Genomic DNA, 21,199 nt, shown 5'->3' on the forward strand with positions numbered 1-21,199 from the left:
AGACTGCTTGCAGTTCCAGGAGGCCGGGCTCATCGGCGAGCGAAGCGAGCACTTGATGACGTAGGGAAACTCTGTCCGCGTTACGTCGGGCGGGCTGTGTCCTGTCTCGGGTGATGCTGGCTGTTGCTCTGTCGCCGGGCTGGGCTACCGTGCCGTTCATGCCTTTTGCGCTGGACACGCCCCGAGGAGCGGCCGAGCTGGCCGAGTCGTTGTTGCCGCCGCTCGGCAATCGATGGCTGCACACTCAGGCTGTCGCCGCGCGGGCCGCCGAAGCGTCGCATGCTGTGTCCGAGGGTGAACGGGATCTCCTTGTCGCCGCAGCATGGCTCCATGACATTGGGTACGCGCCCGAGTTGCGTGACACAGGGTTTCATCCGCTTGACGGTGCCCGGCATCTGGCGTCCCTCGGGGCCCCTGACCGCCTGGTGCGGCTCGTCGCCCATCACTCCGGCGCGGTGTACGAAGCCGAGCAACGTGGGCTCTCGGCTGAGCTAGCCGCGTACGAGCGTGAAGACTCACCGCTGCTAGACGCGCTGATCTTCGCCGACATGACCACAGGGCCCGCCGGGCAGCGATTCGACTTCGATCGGCGCATGGACGAGATCCTCGTGCGTTACGAACCCGGCAGCGTAGTGCATACCGCGATCAGCAAGGCGAGGCCGTACCTTGGGGCCGCTGTCGAACGGACTCGTACGCGGCTCGCCAATCAGCCGATGTAAGGCTCCGCCTCGCCAGACAATCCGCGGTCGATCCGCATCCGCATCGACGGGTGGATGCGGAGCTCGTCGAGCCGGTCTGGCCGTACGAACGCGACTTCCTTGCTCTCGCTGCTGGTGCGCAATTTACCGCCGGTGATCTTCGCCGTGAAGCAGATCGAGAACTGTTGCCGTACCTCGCCGTCGTCGTATGCCATGACGTGCGCCGGATTCGTATAGAGGCCGACCAGTCCGGTGACGACAATGTCGAACCCGGTTTCTTCCTTCGTCTCGCGTACTGCGGCGTCCGCGACCGACTCACCGACGTCGACTCCTCCGCCGGGCAGTGCCCACAGGTCGTTGTCGGTCTTGTGGATCAGCAGCACTTCGCCCGCCTCGTTGAGCGCCACGGCTGTGACAGACGGGACGATGCTGTTCGCCTTCGGGGCCTTCGGGTCGTTGAAGTAGTCGATACGGGCCATGGCTCCAGCGTCGCATGAGTGCTGGTCGTCTACGAAGGAGTGCCGAGGTCCCACGCGTAGTCGAAGCTCTTCATGTAGTGGCGGAAGGTCCGCGCTCCTGGGATGTAGCGGAAGTGCAGCATGGGGTTCTGTCCGGCCGGAGCTCCGAGGACGTGGGGGTTCACCAAGATGTCGTCGTCGAACCGGTAGATCGAGTTGTACAGGATGGTGTCGTGAAGCCGGACCTCGACGCCCGGCGTCTTAGCGGCCGGTTCGAGGTATCGGCGGGTGATCCGTGCCCGGGCGGCAAGGTCGTTGCCGATGCCCTCCTCTTCGCCACGCTGGCGGACCATCTCAGATTCCGGGTCACCGAGGAGTATCCGGACTTGCGTTCCCGCTGCGGCCTTATCCGCCAGCTGATCCGGCAGGTCCGGGTGGCTGTCGAACAGGAAGAGACCGGCGTACACCAGAATCTCGACATGGCTCGTGGCCTGCTCGATAAGCGATGACCAGAGTGTGGCCGGCACTGCGCCGCGGTGCGGGTAGTACGTGACCAACTCTGAAGTACTTGCTGTCTCAGCCTGTTTGGTGACAGAGGGCCAGAGATAGACCTCGTCCACGCCGAGGAAGCTTGACGCCTTCCAGCGGTGCCCGCGATGCGGTGTGCGGTCGGTCGTGATCCAGCGCTCAACGCTCTTCGGGTCCACGCCGACGTGCTGCGCAAGCGACTGGACGGTCTCGCCCTTCGCTGAAATTGTCGCCCGCAGGCGCTCGTTCGCCAACTCGCACCGCCATCTCTGGGACGCTGGGGACGTTTTGACGATAGCTCAGACGTCCCCAAACGTCCATACGGGCCGTGATGTGTCCATCACTTCTTGCGGTCTCCTGATCTCACCGCCCGATACGGCGGGTTCAACCAGCCTCAACCACAGGAGACAAGGCGATGCGCAGGATCCCCGTGAAGACCGAAGCCATGACGGTGATGTTGATCCAGGCTCCGGAGCCGAAGATCAAGAACCGGGAGACCGGTGAGGTCGCGATCGACAAGCAGTCCGGCAAGGTTCAGTACAGCGTGAACGTGGCTGTGGTCGTGGATGGCCGGCCGGACGCTGTGACGGTCGTCGTCACCGAGGACGGTGTGCAGCCGGACCTGGTCCCCGGTATGCCGGTGGCTCTGCCGGGCCTGGTAGCCACGCCGTGGGAGAACGACTTCGGGCACGGCATCAGCTTCAAGGCGACCGCCGTGATGGCCGCGCAGGTGCCGACGGCTGCGAACGGCAAGGGCTGATCGCCGTGACGGAACTGCTTCTGTTCATAGGCGCGTTAGCCGTCTTCGCGCTGATCGTTCGGGTCAAGGCTCCGGCCGTGTACTGGGTGCTGTTCGGCCTTCCGGCCGCGCTCTACCGGGTCCTCTCCTCCTACCGCCCGACGATGGAGGCATGTGAGCTGACCGTCGCTCCGCCGTGGTGGAAGGTCTTCGCCAAGAAGCTGTCCGCCGGCGAGCAGCAGGCCCGCCCCGGCATTCCGAAACTGCGCGGTATCCGTCCGACCCGCACAGGCATGGTTCTCCGTCTGCGGCTGGCTGCGGGCCTGGCCCCGGACGATGTGGTCAAGTCGGCCGAGCGGCTGCGGCACGCGTGGGCTGTGTACTCGGTGCACGTCATCGAGATCAAGCCCGGTGTCGTCGATCTGCGAATGACCGGCTTCGACATCCTCGCCCACGTACGGATGCCGCGCCGCCTGGCTCCCGGTCCGCTGTCCGCGACGGTTGCTCTGCGGGAGGACGGCCGGCCATACGTGCGCGACTACCAGGAGATCCCGCACGGGCTGACGCTGGGGGCGAACAAGTCGGGCAAGTCGATGCACCAGCGCTGCCTGATCAAGGCTCTCGCACCGCAGAGCGTCGCCCTGGTCGGCATCGACTGCAAGCGCGGTGTGGAACAGAGCCCGTTCGCCCCGCGGCTGTCGGCCCTCGCCATCACCCGTGATCAGGCCGAGGGACTGCTGGACGCGCTGGTCCTGGAGATGGAAGACCGCTTCGACCTGCTCTGCCTGCACCAGGGCATCGCCCCGGGCACGGCGCTGGAAGACATCACCTCCGACATCTGGGGCCTGCCGAAGAAGCTGCGCCCCATCCCGATCGTGGTCCTGATCGATGAGATCGCCGAACTGTTCCTGACCGCCTCCAAGGCAGACACGGCCCGCAGGGACCACATGGTCACCCAGCTGGTCCGCCTCGCACAGCTGGCCCGCGCGGTCGGCATCTACCTGGAGGTGTGCGGGCAGCGCTTCGGCTCCGAACTCGGCAAGGGCGCAACCGCGCTGCGCGCCCAGCTCACCGGCCGCGTGGTGCACCGCTGCAACGACAAGCAGACCGCCGAAATGGGCTTGGCCGACGTCAACGAACTCGCCGTGCTGGCTGCGACCAGCATCGCCCCGGAACGTGCCGGTACCGCGATCGTCGGTGACTCCTCCGGCAACTGGACGCGCATCCGCACACCGAAGACGTCCCTGGGTGAAGTCGCCACGGTGTGCCGCGAGTTCGCGCACCTGACCCCGGACATCCCGGCCCTGGCCCCCTTCCGCCCGCCTACCGGGAACCCCGAGCCGGAATCGGCCCCGGCCGCCACGCCTGCAATCGCCTCGGGCACTGCGTAGCCCTCCGCTTCATCCGGCCGGCGTGACCGTCTCGCGCCAGGTCCCTACCCCCGCCATGCCCGAAACGAGGAGGCACGTCATGGCCTCACGAAGGCCGAGCACCACCCGCAAGACCGCGAAGAGCAAGCCGTGTCCGGACTGCCAGACCGGTCAGGTCTCCGAGTCCTTCCAGGTCGGCGGCCGAAGCAAGCGAGTGAGCGACGACCGGCAGGAAGCCCTGTGCCTGACCTGCTTCGGCACCGGTACGGCGCCCACCGACTGATCCCGCCGGGTGCCGGGCGGCAGGACGTATGAGCCCCGCCCGGCCCTGGCCCCACACCCAAGGAGGTGAAGACCGTGAGCCGCAAGATCCGCCTGGATGCCGTGCTGGTGCAAGCCGTGATCGCCGGGGCTCTGTCCTTCGCCCACCTGCACGACATCGCCGTCGCCGCGGGACAGGACGGCTGGAAAGCCTGGGCGTATCCGATCTCGGTGGATCTGCTGCTGGTCGCTGCCTGGCGACGGCTACGCATCCTCCGCGCTGCCGGTGAGCCCGCGCGTGCTGCATGGACGTGGTTCGCCGTCGCGCTTGCCGCATCGCTTGGCGCGAATGTCGCCACCGCCGGACTGCTCGACCTGAACGACGTTCCGGCCTGGCTGCGGATCCTGGTGGCCGGCTGGCCCGCGCTCGCCTTCCTCGGCGGCACCCTGCTAGTCCACACCCCTGCCCAGCAGGCCACCGACACGACCCCGGCCCCATCTGCCGCACCGCCTGCGGATGTCGCGCTCACCCGCGACATGCCCGCCCCCGCCCCGGTCCCGGCACCCGAGCCCGCTCCCGTCGCTGATCCGGTTCCGGCGCTTCCCCCCGCCGTTCAGGTACCGGCCGCACTCATCACGCAGGCCCGGAAGATCGCCGACGCCCACCAAGCCTCGACCGGTACCGCGATCGACCCCGACACCCTGCGCACCCGTCTCGGCGTCCCCGGCCCGATGGCCGACGCGATCGCAGCCCAACTCGCCTGACCTCAAAGGGAGCAACCCCGATGACTCGTGACCCCGCAGACCTGAAGGCCGGCGACTACCTCGACAGCGCCCGGGAGATGGCCGCCGCCGATCGCCCCTACCTGGCCCACCTGCTCGCCGAAGAAGCCGCACGGCGCACCCCCGACCCGACCACCGCGAACAGCATCCGTTCCCGCTTCCCCAACCCGACGACCACCGAAAGGAACGACCGACCGTGAACGTCGAACTGCCGCTGATCGCCGTGATCGCCATCTTCGGCTACTTCGGAATCAAGATCATGCGCCCGCCGACCTGGCTGATCGTCGTGCTCCTCCTCGGCGGCTTCCTCCTCGCCGACACGTTCCTTGCCCCGGCGATCGAGTCCGGCACCGAAGTCGGTGTCGACGTCGTCAACGGCACCACCAAGTGACCTGATCCGGAAGGGAGAACCACCGTGATACGCCCCGATGCGCAGCTCCGCGCCGGACACGTCCCGGCAGACCTGATCCCCCCGGGCACCGACCCCCGGTCCGTGGTCATCGTCCACACCACGCCCCGCTCCTGGACCGGCCCGGTGGTCCTGATCCTCGTCGCCACGGTCGGCGTCTTGGGCCTGGTCTACATCACCACCGTCGCCGTGCTGTCCCTGGTCCAGGTCGCCGCCACCACAGCGGCAGCGATCAAGGCAGCCGTACCGGCGCTGATCGGCGGCGGAGGCTTGATCACCCTCGCAGTCAAGACGCCCAAGAAGCCCAACAAGTGACCGGCCCTCCGGGCGGCCTCTACCGCCAAGTATCCGCCGCCCGGACGGACCGACCCCTACCTGATCACTCAAACCGGAAGGAACACCCATGATGCCCGACCGCACGCCTCGCGCTTCCCGAATCTGCCCGAACTGCGACGGCTTCCCCTCCGTCGCCGTCACCCTCGGCGGCCGCGACCGGAACGGACACCTGCGCACCATCACCGCGCACTGCCCGGCCTGCCACGGCACCGGCACCGCACCCCTCTGGCTCGTCACCTCACGCCGCCCGGCTGTCGACCGGCTCGGTGTCACCTCCTCCGGGCGGGAGGCAGGCCGATGATGCGCCGTTCCGCCACGTCCCGGCCGACCTCGATCCATCTGTTCTGCGGTGCCGGCGGGGACTCCGACGGATTCCGCCGTGCCGGGTTCGATGTGGTGCTCGGTGCCAACCACTGGGCACGAGCGGTCGAGACGCACGCGGCCAACTTCCCCGAGGCCGAGCACCTCTGTGTGGACCTGGACCACTACGACATGCGGCGCCTGCCCAAGGCCCGCGTCCTGGTCGGCTCGCCGATCTGCACCGAGGGCAGCCCCGCCGACGGCATCAACCGCCCCAAGCCTCCGCCCACTCCCGGTCAGCTGGATCTCCTGGAAGAAGGCCCGATTCAGGACGCCGCGTGGGAGCGCACCCGGGCCACCGCCTACGACATCCTGCGCGCCGCAGAGGTCCACAACTTCGACGCCGTGGTGTGCGAGAACGTGCCCCGCTTCGCCACCGCCTGGCCGCTGTTCTCCTGGTGGCTGCACGCCTGGGAAATCCTCGGCTTCCGCCACCAGATCATCTCGGTCAACGCCGCCCACATCGGCGCCGACGACAACCCGCACGCCCCGCAGTGGCGGGACCGGATCTTCATCGTCTTCACCCGCCGCGAGCTTCGGGCACCCAATCTCGATGTCCGCCCGCCCACCTGGTGCCCGGTCTGCGAACAGGACGTGCCGGCCGTGCAGTCCTGGCGCAACGGCCGGAAGATCGGCAAGTACCGGCAGCAGTACGACTTCCGCTGCCCCAACCCCGGCTGCCGTCATCGGATCGTCGAGCCGTACGTACGCCCCGCCGCCAGCGCGATCAACTGGTCAGACCCCGGTATCCGCATCGGCGACCGCCACAGCAAGGGCATGAAACCCCTCGCGGCTTCCACCCTGCGCAAGATCCGGCTCGGGCTGGACAAGCACCGGGTGCCGTCCGTGGTCACCGTCAACCACGCCGACCAGGGCGACGGCCGCGCGTTCCCCGCTCTGGCCGCTCCTCTGCCCACCCGCACGGTGCGCATCGGCGACGGCATCGCCATCCCGCCCCTGCTCGTCCCAGCCGGCGGCAGCTGGAACACCGACGCCGCCGCCGTCACCGTGCCCATGCGGACCCGCACCACCCGCGAGAGCGAAGCCCTGCTGCTGCCCGCTCCGTTCATCACCGAGCACCGCGGCGGCGGCTCCACCACCCGGGGAGTCGCTGACCCATTGGCCGCGATCACCGCTGGCGGCAACCACCACGGCCTGGTCATCCCCTACCGCAAGGGCGGGCTGACCACGACCGGGTCACCGCTGCACACCATCGCCACCCGCGAGTCAGCCGGCTTAGTCCTCGGCACCGACAGCACCCCCGCCCAGATCGACGTGGAGGACTGCTACTTCCGGATGCTGTCCGCCCGCGAGCACCTGCGCGCCCAGCGCTTCACCGACGACTACACGGTCCTCGGCCACGGGGGAGAGCAGACCAAGCAGGCCGGAAACGCCGTGCCCGCCAACGTTGCCCAGTGGATCGCCTCCGCCCTCCTGGAGGTGCTCTGATGCCCTCCCTTGAAGCCGACAGCCCTGTCCTGGCGCTGACGCTGCGGCAGCCCTGGGCGAGTGCCATCGCCTACGGCACCAAGCGGATCGAGAACCGTGACTGGCCGACCGACCACCGGGGCCTGATCCTCATCCACGCCGGACGCACCCTCGACCCGAACGCCCATGACGCCCCCCTGGCCCGTCCGTTCCTGCGCCGCCCCTTTCCCCGGGGTGCGGTCGTTGCTGTGGCCCGGCTGGATGGCTGCCACCCGGATGACGGCTGGTGCACCCTCTGGTCCGCCCGTGGTCGCTACCACTGGCGACTGACCGACGTGATCCCGCTCGCCGTGCCGCTGCCGGTGCCCGGTGCCCGGGGCCTGTGGACCCCGCCCGCCGGCCTGCTGGCCTCCCCGCTCCTGACCGATGCGCTGGAGGCCTCCCGTGGCTGACACGCTCGACCCGACCACCCTGGGCGACCTGCTCAGGGTGGCTTCGGCCCCCGACTTCGACCGCTGGCGAGAACAGATCAAGAAGACCGGCGGATGCGCCCAACCCATCCACCTCACCGGCTGGTCCCTCACCCGCGACAAGGCCACGGGGCAAGTCCTGCACGCGTACTCGACGGTGGATGAGCCGGGTGGCCGGCTGCGCATCGCCTGCGGCAACCGCCGGGCCTCACGCTGCGAGTCCTGCGCCTACCTCTACGCGGGCGACGCGTACCGCATTGTCCGCGCGGGCCTGTCGGGGGACGACGCGATGAACATCCCCACCACGGTTCGCGAACGGCCCCGGGTCTTTGCGACCCTCACTGCTCCGTCGTTCGGGCCGGTCCACAACCGCCCCGACACGGGCCGCTGCCGCTGCGGCACCCGCCACAGTGAGGACGATCCCGCTCTCGGCACTGCGCTCGATCCCGCGACGTACGACTACGCCGGGGCGGTGCTGTTCAACAACCACGCGGGGGAGCTGTGGCACCGGTTCGTCAACCGGCTCCGCCGCGAGCTCGCCGCTGCCGCCAGCCTGACGCAGAAAGCCTTTAAGGAGGTCGCCCGGCTGTCGTTCAACAAGGTCGCGGAGTTCCAGAAACGGGGCGCGATCCACTTCCACGCGGTGATCCGCATCGACGGCCCGGACGGCCCTGAAACGTTGCCGCCGCGGTGGGCCACGACTGAACTCCTCACGGATGCGATCCGCGCGGCCAGGAAGCACTCGTACACCACGGTGACTGTGCCCGCCGTCGACGGGCAGCCCGCACGCACCCTGTGCTGGGGCACTCAGCTCGACGTCCGTCCCATCAAGGCGTTCGACTCGGGGGAGGAGATCAGCGAGGGTGCGGTGGCAGGCTACGTCGCCAAGTACGCCACGAAGGCAGCCGAGACCACGGGTGCGCTCGACCGCCGGATCGGCGAACTCGCCGAACTCGACCAGCACCGTGTGCCTGAGCACGCCCGCCGGCTCATCCGCGCCTGCTGGGACCTCGATCCCCTCTACCCCGACCGCAGGCTCTGGGCCTGGGCGCACATGCTCGGCTTCCGCGGCCACTTCCTCACCAAGTCCCGCCGCTACTCCTCGACGTTCAGCCAGCGGCGGCAGGTCCGTGCCGACTACCGCGCCACCGAACAACGGCAAGCCCTCGGCTTACCCGAGCCAGAAACAACCCTCGTGCTTGCCGACTGGCGCTACGCCGGCCACGGCCACACACCCGGCGAATCCACCCTCGCCGCATCCATCGCCGAAGACATCCGCATCAACCGAGAAACCGCCCGGGAGGCCATGCAAGACCACCGAGCACTGGAAGGAGTGGTGACGTGAAAGACGAGCTGATGACCGTTCCGCAGATTCTCGACGAGCTGGGTGGCGTGTCCCGTCGTACCTTCTACCGGTGGCGTGAGCTGGGGCAGGGGCCCGCCGCATTCAAGCTGCCCAACGGGGAACTGCGCGTATGGCGCAGCGATTTCAGCGCGTGGCTCCGCAACCTGGAGGGCGCTGCCGCGTGAAGTCTCTCGATGTGAAGGTATGGGGTGTCCGCAAGCGCGACACCAAGACGCCCTCGTACGGTGTCCGCTGGTATGTGGCAGGTAATGTCTTTTCCGAGACCTTCCGGACCAAAGCATTGGCCGACCACTACCGTGCGAAGCTCCTGAAGGCCACGCGGGATGGCGAAGAGTTCGACACAGAATCTGGTCTTCCCGCTTCCATGGCGGAGAAGAAATCAGCTCTGACCTGGTACGCCTTCGCGCTGAAGTACCTCGCGATGAAATGGCCGCACGCCGCACCGAATACACGGGACGGCATCAACGAATCGTTGGCCTCGGTCACCATGGCGCTGCTCGACGATCGGCCTGGACGGCCGGCCGAAGAATTGCTGCGCAAGGCCCTGAGGAACTGGGCCTTTGTCCTCCCCGGGCCTGATGAGCGGGATCTGCCCATCGACATCGGTAATGCCCTGCACTGGGTCGCCAAGGCCTCTCGGCCGTTGTCCGACCTGGCCGACCCGGTGATCGGGCGCGCCGTGCTCGACTCGCTGAAGCTCAAGCTTGACGGCACTGCTGCAGCTGGTGAGACGGTACGGCGCAAGCGCCGGACACTCGTCAATGCTGCGAACTATGCGGTCGATTTGGGGGAGTTCCCGGAGAATCCCCTTACGGCCGTCCGCTGGCAAAAGCCCAAGGTGTCCACCCAGGTCGACCCGCGCGTGGTTGCCAACCCTGAGCAGGCCCGGTCTCTGCTCACCGCAGTGTCGTACGTCGGCGGCTACCGGCGTGCCCGCGGTCGGCGCCTCGTCGGGTTGTTCGCCGCTATGTATTTCGGTGGTCTCCGGCCCGCTGAGGCGGTCGGCCTAGCTGAAGCTGACCTCGTTCTCCCTGAGGAGGGCTGGGGTTCGGCGCTGCTCCACCGAACTCGTCCCTCGGTCGGCAAGCAGTGGACCGACTCGGGGGAGACCCACGACGACCGCGGGCTCAAGAATCGGCCGACTGAAGACGTCCGGCGCGTGCCCATTCCGCCCCAGCTCATTGCGGTGCTGCGTGAGCACCTCGCCACCTTCGGCACGGCGGAAGACGGCCGACTCTTCTTCAGTGAGAAGGGCTCGGTCGTCCCGTCCTCGACGTACTACCGCGTGTGGCGGGACGCTCGGCTCCTCGCACTGCCGCCGGCGGTCGCGGCCTCACCCCTCGCGAGCCGTCCGTACGACCTGCGGCACTCGGCGCTGTCGACATGGCTCAACGCCGGCGTCGACCCCACCGAGGTTGCCGAACGCGCCGGCAACAGCGTTGAGGTCCTGCTGACCCGCTACGCGAAGTGCCTCGACGGGAGGCAAGACGTCGCCAACCGTCGCATCGAAGATCTGCTCCGCGAGTACGAGTGAGCTCCACTGCCCGTGCCCAAGGCCTTTGGATCCGTCCAGGGGCCTTGTCGTCTCTGCACGACGGCATGACACAGTGTGTCCGTGCTCGCTTCCGTTGATGATCTTCCAAGGCCTTTGGCGACATGCTGGCTGTTCTGGATCGCTGTGCCGACCGGTGATCAGGCGGGTGTCATGGAAGTGCTGGGGCTTACCCAGCCCAGTCCAGTGACGTTCGCCGAAGCCGAGGCAGTCATCGACGATGATGGCCACGGTGAGTCGGAGGAGAATCCCGACGGAATGGCTCGGGTATATGTGAGCCCCGAACTCGACGGGTGGACTCTGGTCATCGGCCCGTGGTGCGACCCGTGCGACGTTGAGCGCAGCGATGAGGTGCTCCGTCTGTGCACGAATCTGAGCCTCCGCTACGGCCATGCACAGGCCTACTACTTCGGCGCTCAGGGCGACGGCTCGGCCTGGCTTGTTGCTGAGGGGGGCGTGGTACTGCGGCGGTACTGCGAGACCGGCGAAGCCGAGGACGCCCACTTCACGCTGGGAGAGCCGCTGCCCCTCGAAAGGGTTCGGCGGCATCAACTGGGACTACCACCGACATGGGATAAAGCGACTAGAAACGAAGAGGCCGAGGAGGAGTGGAAGTGGGCCGCGTTTGGCCTCGCCCCCGAGATCGCTGCGGCTCTGGGTGTCAGCCCACTTGAGTTGCTGGCAGGGACGCGCGTTGAGGGTGTCGGCGTCCTCGCTCTCACGCCGCACGCGCCGGCGGCGGAAGCCGAGCCGTCACGCACTGGCGGCGCAACCGACCTGTCCACCTACTCCTGAGAGCGGAAGCTCCCGGAAGAGTGGGGCCCTGTGTCGATAGTTCAGGCTGCTGGCACTTTCTTGGGTTCACCTGCGGCGATGCGCCAAGATCCCGTCCACAGCTCGTCCACAGACCCTGACATAGGCCCGCTCCGAGCGGCACACGGCTGCACATACGCGAAGACCCCGTCCTCAGCGAAAGCGCTGATGGCGGGGTCTTTGGGCACCTCATACAGGGTGCCCCCGGCAGGATTCGAACCTGCGCACACGGCTCCGGAGGCCGTTGCTCTATCCCCTGAGCTACGGGGGCGTCCGCCGCTCTCGGCGGCGACGGGTAGAACCCTACCAGCTCCCGCGGGGTACCCGTGAACAGGTATTTCCGGGCAGTGACGGGCGGCCGTTCCGGCGTCGTTCGGACGTCGTTCGGGCGTCGTTGCGAACGTGGGGACGGCCGCAGGGACACAAGCCCCCAGAGATCCCGGACACCTCGGTCCGCGGCCCCGCCCGGTCCACGCGCCCCCGCCGCGCGCCCCCAACGAAGGGCGGAAGTGGGGAAAACCCGGACGCAGCCCCGGCGCGGGACCTACTCTCGAGTTGTGTCAGGCGTGTCCGGCCGGGTGCTCGTTGTAGATGACAACAGGGTCATCCGGCAGCTGATCAGGGTCAATCTCGAGCTGGAGGGCTTCGAGGTCGTGACCGCGGCCGATGGTGCCGAGTGCCTGGAGGTCGTCCACCAGGTGCGGCCCGATGTGATCACCCTGGACGTGGTGATGCCGCGGCTCGACGGTCTGCTGACCGCCTCGCGGCTGCGCGTCGATCCGAGGACCCGGAATGTCCCCGTGGCGATCATCAGCGCGTGTACGCAGTACGAGGTGGAGAGCGGTATCGCCGCCGGGGTCGACGCCTTCCTCGCGAAGCCCTTCGAGCCTGCCGAGCTGGTACGGCTCGTGCGGCGGTTGATGCACAGGGAACACGGGGAACACCGGGAACACCGGGAACACCGTGACCACCGGGAGCACCAGGAGGGCCCGCCGGCGGTCGACGGCAGGCACGGTGCCGGGCGGGCGGGGAGTACGCGGGGCTGACCGGATGGCGAAACCGGTTCGCGATCACACCCCCTTCCTCCCATACGCTGGTCCCGTGACCCCCGCAGAGCTCTCCCGTACCGTGCTGGGCGCCGTGCGCCGTGCGGTCGAGGAGGGTGCCCTCGGGGTGGTCGTACCGGAGAAGGTGAAGGTCGAGCGGCCCCGGCCCGGTGGGCACGGGGACTACGCCACCGGCGTCGCGCTCCGGCTGGCCGGCCCCGCCGGCCGTGGCGCCCATGAGGTCGCCGAGATACTGCGGGCGCGGATGCATGATGCCCCCGGCATCGCACGGGTCGAGATCACGGGTCCCGGGTTTCTGAACTTCACCCTGGGTCCGGGTTCCGGCGCCTCCCTCGTGCGTGCGGTGCGCGAGCAGGGGCCCCGGTACGGGCACGGCGAAAGCCTCGCCGGGGTCCGTCACTCCTTCGCGCCCGCCAGCGAACCGCGGGCCGATGTCCTTACACATACGGTCGTACGGCTGCTGCGCGCCCAGGGGGCCGCCGCCGATGTGGTGCCCGGAGGCGAGGAACGGATCACCGCCGTTCCGGTCCGGGAGGACGGCCTGTTCGAGCGGCTCGGGCCGGACGCCGGCCGCTGGGCGCTGCTCCGCGCCGCCGCCCACGACCGCCCGATGACCGGTGACGGTCTCCTCGTGCAGAGCGAGGCCAATCCCTTCTTCCGCGTCCGCTACGCGTACTCCCGCAGCCGCGCGCTTCTCCGTAACGCCGCTCAGCTCGGGATATCAGGCCTGGACCAGGCCGGGGCCGAGGTCGACGCCGGGGCGGACGCCGAGGCCGGCGCCGACGCGCCCGCTCTGCTCGCCGCCCTCCGCGACCATCCCGCCGTCCTCGCCTCCGCCGCCCGCCGTCGCGCGCCCGACCGGCTCGCACGGCACCTCGAAGTCACCGCCGACGCACTCCTCGGCTTCCAGTACACCGTGCTGCCCCGCGGCGACGAGAAACCCTCGGCCGCCCACCGGTCCCGGCTCGCGCTCGCCGACGCCGCCGGGACGGTGCTGGCCGGCGGCCTGTCCCTGCTCGGCATCAGCGCGCCCGAACACTTGTGAAAGATGTGAGAGAGACAGCATGAGCCGTTCCGCCCACCCCGCAGGGCCTCGTCACGGAGACGTCCTCCCCGAGGGGCACTACTCCGCCCCGCCCGCCGATCTCAACGCGCTCGACGAGAAGGTCTGGGCCCGGACGGTCACCAGGAACGAGGACGGGGTCGTCACCGTCGGCGGGCTGGAAGTCACGCGGCTCGCCGAGGAGTTCGGCACGCCCGCCTACTTCCTCGACGAGAGCGACTTCCGCGCCCGCTGCCGCGCCTGGGCCGAGGCCTTCGGCAAGGACGCGGACGTGTTCTACGCCGGGAAGGCGTTCCTCAGCCGCGCAGTCGTGCGCTGGCTCAAGGAGGAGGGGCTCAATCTGGACGTGTGTTCCGGGGGAGAGCTCATCACCGCCCTCGACGCCGGTATGCCCGCCGAGCGCATCGCCTTCCACGGGAACAACAAGTCTTCCGAGGAGATCGAGCGCGCGGTGCGGGCCGGTGTCGGGCGCATCGTCCTCGACTCCTTCCAGGAGATCGTGCGCGTCGCGCACATCGCCCAGTCGCTCGGCAGGCGCCAGCGCGTCCAGATCCGTGTCACCGTCGGCGTCGAGGCGCACACCCACGAGTTCATCGCCACCGCCCACGAGGACCAGAAGTTCGGTGTCGCGCTCGCGGACGGGCAGGCGGCGGAAGCGGTCCGCAGGGCCCTGAAGCTCGACGGGCTGGAGCTCATCGGTATTCACTCGCACATCGGCTCCCAGATCTTCGACATGGCGGGATTCGAGGTCTCCGCCCGGCGTGTCGTGCAGCTGCTGGCGCAGGTGCGGGACGAGCACGGGGTCGAGCTGCCCGAGATCGACCTCGGCGGCGGCCTCGGGATCGCGTACACGTCCGACGACGATCCCCGCGAGCCCCATGAGATCGCCAAGGCACTCGGTGAGATCGTCACCCGCGAATGCGAGGCGGCCGGACTGCGTACGCCTCGTATCTCGGTCGAGCCCGGCCGCGCCATCGTCGGACCGACGGCCTTCACGCTGTACGAGGTCGGCACGATCAAGCCGCTGGAAGGTCTGCGGACGTACGTGAGCGTCGACGGCGGGATGTCCGACAACATCCGTACGGCCCTGTACGACGCCGAGTACAGCGTCGCGCTCGTCTCGCGGTCGTCGACCGCCGGGCCGATGCTCGTTCGCGTCGTCGGCAAGCACTGCGAGAGCGGCGACATCATCGTGCGGGACGCGTTCCTGCCCGCCGATCTGGCGCCGGGGGACCTCATCGCCGTGCCCGCCACCGGGGCGTACTGCCGTTCCATGGCCAGCAACTACAACCACGCACTCCGCCCGCCGGTCGTCGCGATCAACGACGGCGGGGCGCGCGTGATCGTCCGACGGGAGACGGAGGAAGATCTCCTGCGTCTCGATGTCGGCTGATGAAATATGTGTCTCAGGATCCGGACAGAGGGACAGAAACCCCCGTCCGGTGAGTGAGACTGGTTCGCACCCTGCTTGATGGAATGGCTGTGCTCGATGAAAGGCGTAGGTCGGATGATGCGTACGCGTCCGCTGAAGGTGGCGCTGCTCGGCTGTGGAGTGGTCGGCTCAGAGGTGGCGCGCATCATGACGACGCACGCCGACGACCTCGCCGCCCGGATCGGCGCCCCCGTGGAACTCGCCGGGGTCGCCGTCCGCCGTCCCTCCAAGGTCCGTGAGGGCATCGACCGGGAGCTCGTCACCACCGACGCCAAAGGGCTCGTCGAGCGCGGGGACATCGACGTCGTGGTGGAGGTCATCGGCGGGATCGAGCCCGCCCGCACCCTCATCACCACCGCCTTCGAGAACGGCGCGTCCGTCGTCTCCGCCAACAAGGCACTGCTCGCCGAGGACGGCGCCACGCTGTACGCCGCCGCCGAGAAACACGGCCGCGACCTCTACTTCGAGGCCGCCGTCGCCGGCGCGATCCCGCTGATCAGGCCGCTGCGCGAGTCGCTCGCGGGCGACAAGGTCAACCGTGTCCTCGGTATCGTCAACGGCACCACGAACTTCATCCTCGACAAGATGGACACCTCGGGTGCCGGCTACTCCGAGGCGCTCGACGAGGCCACCGCCCTCGGGTACGCGGAGGCCGACCCGACCGCCGATGTCGAGGGCTTCGACGCCGCGGCCAAGGCCGCGATCCTCGCCGGAATCTCCTTCCACACCCGCGTACGCCTCGACGACGTGTACCGCGAGGGCATGACCGAGGTGACCGCCGCCGACTTCGCCTCCGCCAGGCAGATGGGCTGCACCATCAAACTGCTGGCGATCTGTGAACGGGCCGCGGACGGGAAGTCGGTGACGGCCCGCGTCCACCCCGCGATGATCCCGCTCAGCCACCCGCTGGCATCGGTCCGCGAGGCGTACAACGCGGTCTTCGTCGAGGCCGAGGCCGCCGGACGGCTGATGTTCTACGGCCCTGGCGCCGGCGGCTCCCCGACCGCGTCCGCGGTCCTCGGCGACCTGGTCGCGGTCTGCCGCAACAAGCTCGCGGAGGCCACCGGGCCCGGCGAGTCCGTGTACACACAGCTGCCCGTCAGCCCCATGGGCGACGTCGTGACGCGGTACCACATCAGCCTCGACGTGGCCGACAAGCCTGGCGTGCTCGCCCAGGTCGCGACGGTCTTCGCCGAGCACGGCGTATCCATCGACACGGTGCGCCAGACGGGCAAGGACGGCGAGGCATCGCTCGTCGTCGTCACCCACCGCGCGCCCGACGCCGCCCTCTCGGGGACCGTCGAGGCGCTGCGCAATCTCGACACCGTGCGTGGTGTCGCCAGCATCATGCGGGTTGAAGGAGAGTAAACACCCATGAGCACTCGCACTCACCAGTGGCGCGGCATCATCGAGGAGTACCGGGACCGTCTCCCGGTCACGGACACGACGCCGGTCGTCACGCTCGGCGAGGGCGGCACGCCGCTCGTACACGCCCAGACCCTCTCGGAGGCCACGGGCTGTGAGGTGTATCTCAAGGTCGAGGGTGCGAACCCGACGGGGTCCTTCAAGGACCGCGGCATGACCATGGCGATCACCAGGGCCAAGGAGGAGGGCGCGAAGGCCGTCATCTGTGCCTCCACCGGAAACACCTCCGCGTCCGCCGCGGCGTACGGCGGCCGGGCCGGAATGGTCTCCGCCGTCCTGATCCCGCAGGGCAAGATCGCCATGGGCAAGCTGGGCCAGGCGCTGGTCCACGGCGCCAAGATCCTCCAGGTCGACGGCAACTTCGACGACTGCCTGGTGCTGGCCCGCGGCCTGTCAGAGAACTACCCGGTGGCGCTGGTCAATTCGGTCAACCCGGTCCGTATCGAGGGCCAGAAGACCGCGGCGTTCGAGATCGTCGACGCACTCGGCGACGCGCCGGACATCCATGTGCTGCCCGTCGGCAACGCCGGCAACATCACGGCGTACTGGAAGGGCTACAAGGAGTACGCCGCGGACGGGCTCTCGACGCGCACCCCCCGGATGTGGGGCTTCCAGGCCTCCGGCTCCGCCCCGATCGTGCGCGGCGAGATCGTCAAGGACCCGGCGACCATCGCCACCGCGATCCGGATCGGCAACCCGGCGTCCTGGCAGTTCGCGCTGGCGGCCCGGGACGAGTCGGGCGGCTTCATCGACGAGGTGACCGACCGTCAGATCCTGCGCGCCTACAAGCTGCTGGCCTCGCGCGAGGGTGTCTTCGTCGAGCCTGCGTCGGCCGCGTCGGTGGCCGGTCTGCTGAAGGCCGCGGAGGACGGGAAGGTCGAGCGCGGCCAGAGGATCGTCTGCACGGTCACCGGAAACGGCCTCAAGGACCCCGACTGGGCCGTCGCCGGCGCTCCTCAGCCGGTCACCGTGCCCGTGGACGCGGCCGCGGCGGCGGAGCGGCTCGGGCTCGCATAGGCGCCTCGGGGCGCGTCAAGCGCTCGGACGGGTGGTAGCGGAGAAGGGTGGGCGCACGACACGCATCGTGCGCCTCCCCTGCGCCCTATGTCGCCGCTGAACCTTCCTTCGATAGGCTGTGGGGACCCGCCCCGCCGCATATGCCGCGGTGTTGCCGCCGTTATGGCCACGGGTCTTCGTACATTCGTCAAGCCTCGTCAATCTCGCCGATCAGAACAGATCACACGGATCAGAACCAAGGAGTGTCGTCGAGCGATGGCCGGTCCCGCATTCCGCGCCGCCGCCGTCCGGGTGCGCGTCCCCGCCACCAGCGCCAACCTCGGACCGGGCTTCGATGCCTTCGGTCTGTCGCTGGGGCTGTACGACGACGTCGTCGTCCGGGTCGCGGACTCCGGCCTGCACATCGACATCGCGGGTGAGGGGGCCGAGTCGCTGCCCCGCGACGAGAGCCATCTGCTCGTACGCTCGCTGCGCACGGCCTTCGACCTGCTCGGCGGGCAGCCGCGCGGCCTCGAGGTCGTCTGTGCCAACCGCATCCCGCACGGCCGCGGCCTGGGCTCCTCCTCCGCCGCCATCTGCGCCGGCATCGTCGCCGCCCGCGCGGTGACCATAGGGGGCGACGCCCGCCTCGACGACGCGGCCCTGCTGGAGCTCGCCACCGAGATCGAGGGACACCCGGACAATGTCGCCGCCTGTCTGCTCGGCGGTTTCACCCTTGCCTGGACCGACGCGGGCGCGGCGCGCGCGATCAGGATGGACCCGTCGGATTCCATCGTTCCGGTGGTTTTCGTGCCGTCGAAGCCGGTGCTCACGGAAACCGCGCGCGGACTGCTGCCGCGCACGGTTCCGCACGTCGACGCGGCGGCCAACGCGGGCCGTGCCGCACTGCTCGTCGAGGCCCTGACCAGGCGCCCCGAGCTGCTGCTGCCCGCCACGGAGGACCGCCTCCACCAGGAGTACCGCGCCCCCGCGATGCCGGAGAGCGTGGCCCTGGTCAACCGATTGCGCGCGGACGGCGTCCCCGCGGTCATCTCCGGCGCGGGCCCCACGGTGCTCGCGCTGGCCGAGGACGGTGCGGCCGACAAGGTCGCGCGGCTGGCGGGCGAGGGCTGGGCGGCGAACAGGCTGGCCCTCGACGCCGCGGGCGCGAGTGTTCTGCCGCTCGCCTCGTAGCGACACGGGATTGCCGGTGATGGAGAGGGGGAATGTTTGTTGGAGCCGGTAGTGTTAACCTCAAGTACGCAGCCCACATTCTTGTGGTGCGGTGCTTTGTGTCCCCATCCGGGACCACCCATTCTTCCGGGAGCCTCCCCAACTGCCTGAGCAGCCTGCCTGAGCAGTTTCGAGCACGCTCCGGAGACGGCACGACACCCCTCGCTTTTCCCAGGAGAGGGCCGAGCAGGGGGAACTCGGGCCGGACTTTGCACGTACATCTCTTCCGCCGTACCCGGCGGGACCACCGCCCCGGCATCGGTTCGCGATCCGCAAGATCCAGACCGACGTCGGACAGCACAAACGGTCGCCGAGCCAGAAGGCCGACGTCCGCTCCAGGGAAGGACCCTTCGTGAGCGACACCACCGATCTGATGGGCGTGACTGCCGACAACAACGTCGACACCACCGCGCCCGCCGCAGGTGCTGCCACTGGCACCACCTCACGGCGCCGCCGCTCCGGCACCGGCCTCGAGGGCATGGTCCTGGCCGAGCTGCAGCAGGTCGCGTCCGGCCTCGGCATCAGGGGCACCGCGCGTATGCGCAAGAGCCAGCTGATCGAGGTCATCAAGGAGGCGCAGGCCGGAGGAAGCTCCGCGCCGGCGAAGAGCGCCGACGCGGGTGCTGCCGAGGCCAAGCCGAAGCGGCGCGCCACCTCCAAGGCCCGTACGGGGGACAGCGCTGCGGCCGCAGAGCCGAAGGCCGAGAAGGCCGTCGCTCAGCAGCAGATCGACATCCCCGGCCAGCCGGCCAGCGACGACGCCCCCGCGGGCGAGCGTCGCCGTCGCCGGGCCACCGCGCCCGCCGGCAGCCCCGAGGGCGAGGCCGCCAAGGCCGAGCCGAAGGGCGATGTCAAGACCGAGGTCCGGGCCGAGCCCAAGGCCGAGGCCCGCACCGAGGCGCAGCCGGAGGCCAAGGCCGAGGCCGCCGCCGACACCGCAGAGGGCCGCCGTGGCGACCGTCAGCGCGACCGCGGTGAGCGGGGCGACCGTCAGCGTGACGGCGACCGCCAGCGCGACGGCCGGCGCGACCGCCGTGGCGGCAAGGGCGACGACCAGCAGGGCGGCGGGCGCCAGCAGCAGGGCGGCGGCCAGCAGCAGCGCCAGGGCGGCGGTCCGCAGGACGACTTCGACGACGAGAGCGGTCGGCGCGGACGCCGCGGCCGTTACCGTGACCGCCGTGGCCGCCGTGGCCGCGAGGAGTTCGGCGCCGGCGAGCCGCAGGTGGCCGACGACGACGTCCTGATCCCCGTCGCGGGCATCCTGGACATCCTCGACAACTACGCGTTCATCCGGACCTCCGGCTACCTGCCCGGTCCGAACGACGTGTACGTGTCGCTGGCCCAGGTCCGCAAGAACGGCCTGCGCAAGGGTGACCACGTCACCGGCGCCGTCCGCCAGCCCAAGGAAGGCGAGCGCCGCGAGAAGTTCAACGCGCTCGTCCGCCTCGACTCCGTCAACGGCATGGCGCCCGAATCCGGCCGTGGCCGCCCGGAGTTCAACAAGCTGACCCCGCTCTACCCGCAGGACCGGCTCCGTCTGGAGACCGACCCGGGTGTGCTGACGACGCGGATCATCGACCTCGTGTCGCCGATCGGCAAGGGCCAGCGTGGTCTGATCGTGGCCCCGCCGAAGACCGGTAAGACCATGATCATGCAGGCGGTCGCCAATGCGATCACCCACAACAACCCCGAGTGCCATCTGATGGTCGTCCTCGTCGACGAGCGTCCTGAAGAGGTCACCGACATGCAGCGGTCGGTCAAGGGCGAGGTCATCTCCTCGACCTTCGACCGCCCGGCCGAGGACCACACCACGGTCGCCGAGCTGGCCATCGAGCGCGCAAAGCGTCTCGTCGAGCTGGGTCACGACGTGGTCGTCCTGCTGGACTCGATCACCCGTCTGGGCCGTGCGTACAACCTGGCGGCCCCGGCCTCCGGCCGCATCCTGTCCGGTGGTGTCGACTCGACCGCGCTCTACCCGCCGAAGCGCTTCTTCGGCGCGGCGCGCAACATCGAGGACGGCGGCTCGCTGACCATCCTGGCCACCGCGCTGGTCGACACCGGCTCGCGCATGGACGAGGTGATCTTCGAGGAGTTCAAGGGCACCGGCAACATGGAGCTCAAGCTCGACCGGAAGCTCGCCGACAAGCGCATCTTCCCGGCGGTGGACGTGGACGCGTCCGGCACCCGCAAGGAGGAGATCCTGCTGGGCAGCGATGAGCTCGCCATCGTCTGGAAGCTGCGCCGGGTGCTGCACGCACTCGACTCGCAGCAGGCGATCGAGCTGCTGCTCGACAAGATGAAGCAGACGAAGTCGAACGCCGAGTTCCTGCTGCAGATCCAGAAGACGACGCCGATGCCGGGCAACGGCAACGACTGATTCCGGACAACTCCATACATATGAGGGCCCGTTTC

General features: G+C 69.1%; 24 protein-coding genes and 1 tRNA gene. 22 read left to right on the forward strand and 3 right to left on the reverse strand.

Features of this window, described 5'->3' with window-relative positions:
• The first annotated feature begins 158 nt into the window (after positions 1–158).
• Positions 159–719: an HD domain-containing protein gene (locus tag ACFU5O_RS11410; protein WP_384239019.1), complete on the forward strand. Its 561-nt coding sequence runs from the start codon at positions 159–161 to the stop codon at positions 717–719.
• On the opposite strand, the gene ACFU5O_RS11415 is transcribed toward ACFU5O_RS11410, so the two are convergent.
• Together ACFU5O_RS11415 and ACFU5O_RS11420 are read right to left on the reverse strand one after the other, a co-directional pair.
• Positions 707–1,177: an NUDIX hydrolase gene (locus ACFU5O_RS11415; protein WP_384239021.1), complete on the reverse strand. Its 471-nt coding sequence runs from the start codon at positions 1,175–1,177 to the stop codon at positions 707–709. The genes ACFU5O_RS11410 and ACFU5O_RS11415 overlap by 13 nt on opposite strands.
• A gap of 29 nt (positions 1,178–1,206) precedes the next feature.
• Positions 1,207–1,938: an XRE family transcriptional regulator gene (locus ACFU5O_RS11420; RefSeq protein WP_384239022.1), complete on the reverse strand. Its 732-nt coding sequence runs from the start codon at positions 1,936–1,938 to the stop codon at positions 1,207–1,209.
• Between the two features lie 161 nt (positions 1,939–2,099).
• On the opposite strand from ACFU5O_RS11420, the gene ACFU5O_RS11425 reads away from it, so the two are divergent.
• From ACFU5O_RS11425 to ACFU5O_RS11490, 14 genes are all read left to right on the forward strand, one after another.
• A complete protein-coding gene (locus tag ACFU5O_RS11425) occupies positions 2,100–2,444 on the forward strand; it encodes a hypothetical protein (RefSeq protein ID WP_384239024.1) in 345 nt (114 codons plus the stop codon).
• A 5-nt stretch (positions 2,445–2,449) separates the two neighbouring features.
• Positions 2,450–3,814 (forward strand): FtsK/SpoIIIE domain-containing protein, encoded by a 1,365-nt coding sequence (locus ACFU5O_RS11430; protein WP_384239026.1) that lies wholly within the window; start codon positions 2,450–2,452, stop codon positions 3,812–3,814.
• A gap of 79 nt (positions 3,815–3,893) precedes the next feature.
• Positions 3,894–4,076, forward strand: coding sequence for a hypothetical protein (locus ACFU5O_RS11435; protein ID WP_384239027.1), 183 nt, complete (start codon positions 3,894–3,896; stop codon positions 4,074–4,076).
• Positions 4,077–4,150: 74 nt separating this feature from the next.
• Positions 4,151–4,819, forward strand: coding sequence for a DUF2637 domain-containing protein (locus ACFU5O_RS11440; RefSeq protein WP_384239029.1), 669 nt, complete (start codon positions 4,151–4,153; stop codon positions 4,817–4,819).
• A gap of 20 nt (positions 4,820–4,839) precedes the next feature.
• Positions 4,840–5,037 carry a hypothetical protein gene (locus ACFU5O_RS11445; RefSeq protein WP_384239031.1) on the forward strand — a complete coding sequence of 66 codons (198 nt, stop codon included), beginning with the start codon at positions 4,840–4,842 and terminating at the stop codon, positions 5,035–5,037.
• Positions 5,034–5,228 (forward strand): hypothetical protein, encoded by a 195-nt coding sequence (locus ACFU5O_RS11450; protein ID WP_384239032.1) that lies wholly within the window; start codon positions 5,034–5,036, stop codon positions 5,226–5,228. Before ACFU5O_RS11445 ends, ACFU5O_RS11450 begins: the two co-directional genes overlap by 4 nt.
• A gap of 24 nt (positions 5,229–5,252) precedes the next feature.
• Entirely contained in the window at positions 5,253–5,561 is a 309-nt protein-coding gene (locus ACFU5O_RS11455; RefSeq protein WP_384239034.1) for a hypothetical protein, read from the forward strand.
• A 91-nt stretch (positions 5,562–5,652) separates the two neighbouring features.
• Positions 5,653–5,883, forward strand: coding sequence for a hypothetical protein (locus tag ACFU5O_RS11460; protein ID WP_384239659.1), 231 nt, complete (start codon positions 5,653–5,655; stop codon positions 5,881–5,883).
• The gene (locus ACFU5O_RS11465; RefSeq protein ID WP_384239036.1) at positions 5,880–7,391 is read left to right on the forward strand and encodes a DNA cytosine methyltransferase; all 1,512 of its coding nucleotides are present in this window, start codon (positions 5,880–5,882) and stop codon (positions 7,389–7,391) included. Before ACFU5O_RS11460 ends, ACFU5O_RS11465 begins: the two co-directional genes overlap by 4 nt.
• Complete coding sequence (locus ACFU5O_RS11470) at positions 7,391–7,822, forward strand: ASCH domain-containing protein (protein WP_384239038.1); 432 nt, start codon at positions 7,391–7,393, stop codon at positions 7,820–7,822. The genes ACFU5O_RS11465 and ACFU5O_RS11470 overlap by 1 nt, the downstream gene beginning before the upstream one ends.
• Entirely contained in the window at positions 7,797–9,185 is a 1,389-nt protein-coding gene (gene repSA / locus ACFU5O_RS11475; protein ID WP_384239040.1) for a replication initiator protein RepSA, read from the forward strand. The genes ACFU5O_RS11470 and repSA overlap by 26 nt, the downstream gene beginning before the upstream one ends.
• Positions 9,186–9,196: 11 nt before the next feature.
• Positions 9,197–9,370 (forward strand): helix-turn-helix transcriptional regulator, encoded by a 174-nt coding sequence (locus ACFU5O_RS11480; RefSeq protein WP_384239660.1) that lies wholly within the window; start codon positions 9,197–9,199, stop codon positions 9,368–9,370.
• Positions 9,367–10,740, forward strand: coding sequence for a tyrosine-type recombinase/integrase (locus ACFU5O_RS11485; protein WP_384239042.1), 1,374 nt, complete (start codon positions 9,367–9,369; stop codon positions 10,738–10,740). The genes ACFU5O_RS11480 and ACFU5O_RS11485 overlap by 4 nt, the downstream gene beginning before the upstream one ends.
• A gap of 81 nt (positions 10,741–10,821) precedes the next feature.
• Entirely contained in the window at positions 10,822–11,553 is a 732-nt protein-coding gene (locus ACFU5O_RS11490; protein ID WP_384239046.1) for a hypothetical protein, read from the forward strand.
• A 217-nt stretch (positions 11,554–11,770) separates the two neighbouring features.
• Here ACFU5O_RS11490 and ACFU5O_RS11495 read toward each other — a convergent pair.
• Positions 11,771–11,842, reverse strand: a tRNA-Arg gene (locus ACFU5O_RS11495).
• A gap of 295 nt (positions 11,843–12,137) precedes the next feature.
• Between ACFU5O_RS11495 and ACFU5O_RS11500 the strand changes: the two genes are divergently transcribed.
• The 7 genes from ACFU5O_RS11500 (at position 12,138) to rho (ending at position 21,164) form a co-directional block, all read left to right on the forward strand.
• Positions 12,138–12,617, forward strand: coding sequence for a response regulator (locus tag ACFU5O_RS11500; protein ID WP_384239662.1), 480 nt, complete (start codon positions 12,138–12,140; stop codon positions 12,615–12,617).
• A gap of 55 nt (positions 12,618–12,672) precedes the next feature.
• Complete coding sequence (gene nrtL / locus ACFU5O_RS11505; RefSeq protein ID WP_384239048.1) at positions 12,673–13,683, forward strand: ArgS-related anticodon-binding protein NrtL; 1,011 nt, start codon at positions 12,673–12,675, stop codon at positions 13,681–13,683.
• Between the two features lie 19 nt (positions 13,684–13,702).
• Positions 13,703–15,094 carry a diaminopimelate decarboxylase gene (gene lysA / locus ACFU5O_RS11510; protein ID WP_384239050.1) on the forward strand — a complete coding sequence of 464 codons (1,392 nt, stop codon included), beginning with the start codon at positions 13,703–13,705 and terminating at the stop codon, positions 15,092–15,094.
• Between the two features lie 117 nt (positions 15,095–15,211).
• Positions 15,212–16,501, forward strand: coding sequence for a homoserine dehydrogenase (locus tag ACFU5O_RS11515; RefSeq protein ID WP_384239663.1), 1,290 nt, complete (start codon positions 15,212–15,214; stop codon positions 16,499–16,501).
• Positions 16,502–16,507: 6 nt separating this feature from the next.
• A complete protein-coding gene (gene thrC, locus ACFU5O_RS11520; RefSeq protein ID WP_384239052.1) occupies positions 16,508–17,575 on the forward strand; it encodes a threonine synthase in 1,068 nt (355 codons plus the stop codon).
• Positions 17,576–17,830: 255 nt separating this feature from the next.
• On the forward strand, positions 17,831–18,748 hold the full coding sequence (thrB, locus tag ACFU5O_RS11525; RefSeq protein WP_384239054.1) for a homoserine kinase: 918 nt from the start codon (positions 17,831–17,833) through the stop codon (positions 18,746–18,748).
• A gap of 391 nt (positions 18,749–19,139) precedes the next feature.
• Positions 19,140–21,164, forward strand: a complete 2,025-nt coding sequence (gene rho, locus ACFU5O_RS11530) for a transcription termination factor Rho (RefSeq protein WP_384239055.1) — start codon at positions 19,140–19,142, stop codon at positions 21,162–21,164.
• Positions 21,165–21,199 lie beyond the last annotated feature (35 nt).

It is taken from the genome of Streptomyces sp. NPDC057445 (assembly GCF_042802855.1).
Classification (GTDB): Bacteria; Actinomycetota; Actinomycetes; order Streptomycetales; family Streptomycetaceae; genus Streptomyces.

Coding starts and splice junctions, on each gene's coding strand:
- ACFU5O_RS11410 (WP_384239019.1), top strand. CDS start 159: ATGCCTTTTGCGCTGGACACGCCCCGAGGAGCGGCCGAGCTGGCCGAG.
- ACFU5O_RS11415 (WP_384239021.1), bottom strand. CDS start 1,177: ATGGCCCGTATCGACTACTTCAACGACCCGAAGGCCCCGAAGGCGAAC.
- ACFU5O_RS11425 (WP_384239024.1), top strand. CDS start 2,100: ATGCGCAGGATCCCCGTGAAGACCGAAGCCATGACGGTGATGTTGATC.
- ACFU5O_RS11435 (WP_384239027.1), top strand. CDS start 3,894: ATGGCCTCACGAAGGCCGAGCACCACCCGCAAGACCGCGAAGAGCAAG.
- ACFU5O_RS11445 (WP_384239031.1), top strand. CDS start 4,840: ATGACTCGTGACCCCGCAGACCTGAAGGCCGGCGACTACCTCGACAGC.
- ACFU5O_RS11460 (WP_384239659.1), top strand. CDS start 5,653: ATGCCCGACCGCACGCCTCGCGCTTCCCGAATCTGCCCGAACTGCGAC.
- ACFU5O_RS11465 (WP_384239036.1), top strand. CDS start 5,880: ATGATGCGCCGTTCCGCCACGTCCCGGCCGACCTCGATCCATCTGTTC.
- ACFU5O_RS11470 (WP_384239038.1), top strand. CDS start 7,391: ATGCCCTCCCTTGAAGCCGACAGCCCTGTCCTGGCGCTGACGCTGCGG.
- repSA (WP_384239040.1), top strand. CDS start 7,797: ATGCGCTGGAGGCCTCCCGTGGCTGACACGCTCGACCCGACCACCCTG.
- ACFU5O_RS11480 (WP_384239660.1), top strand. CDS start 9,197: ATGACCGTTCCGCAGATTCTCGACGAGCTGGGTGGCGTGTCCCGTCGT.
- lysA (WP_384239050.1), top strand. CDS start 13,703: ATGAGCCGTTCCGCCCACCCCGCAGGGCCTCGTCACGGAGACGTCCTC.
- ACFU5O_RS11515 (WP_384239663.1), top strand. CDS start 15,212: ATGCGTACGCGTCCGCTGAAGGTGGCGCTGCTCGGCTGTGGAGTGGTC.
- thrC (WP_384239052.1), top strand. CDS start 16,508: ATGAGCACTCGCACTCACCAGTGGCGCGGCATCATCGAGGAGTACCGG.
- thrB (WP_384239054.1), top strand. CDS start 17,831: ATGGCCGGTCCCGCATTCCGCGCCGCCGCCGTCCGGGTGCGCGTCCCC.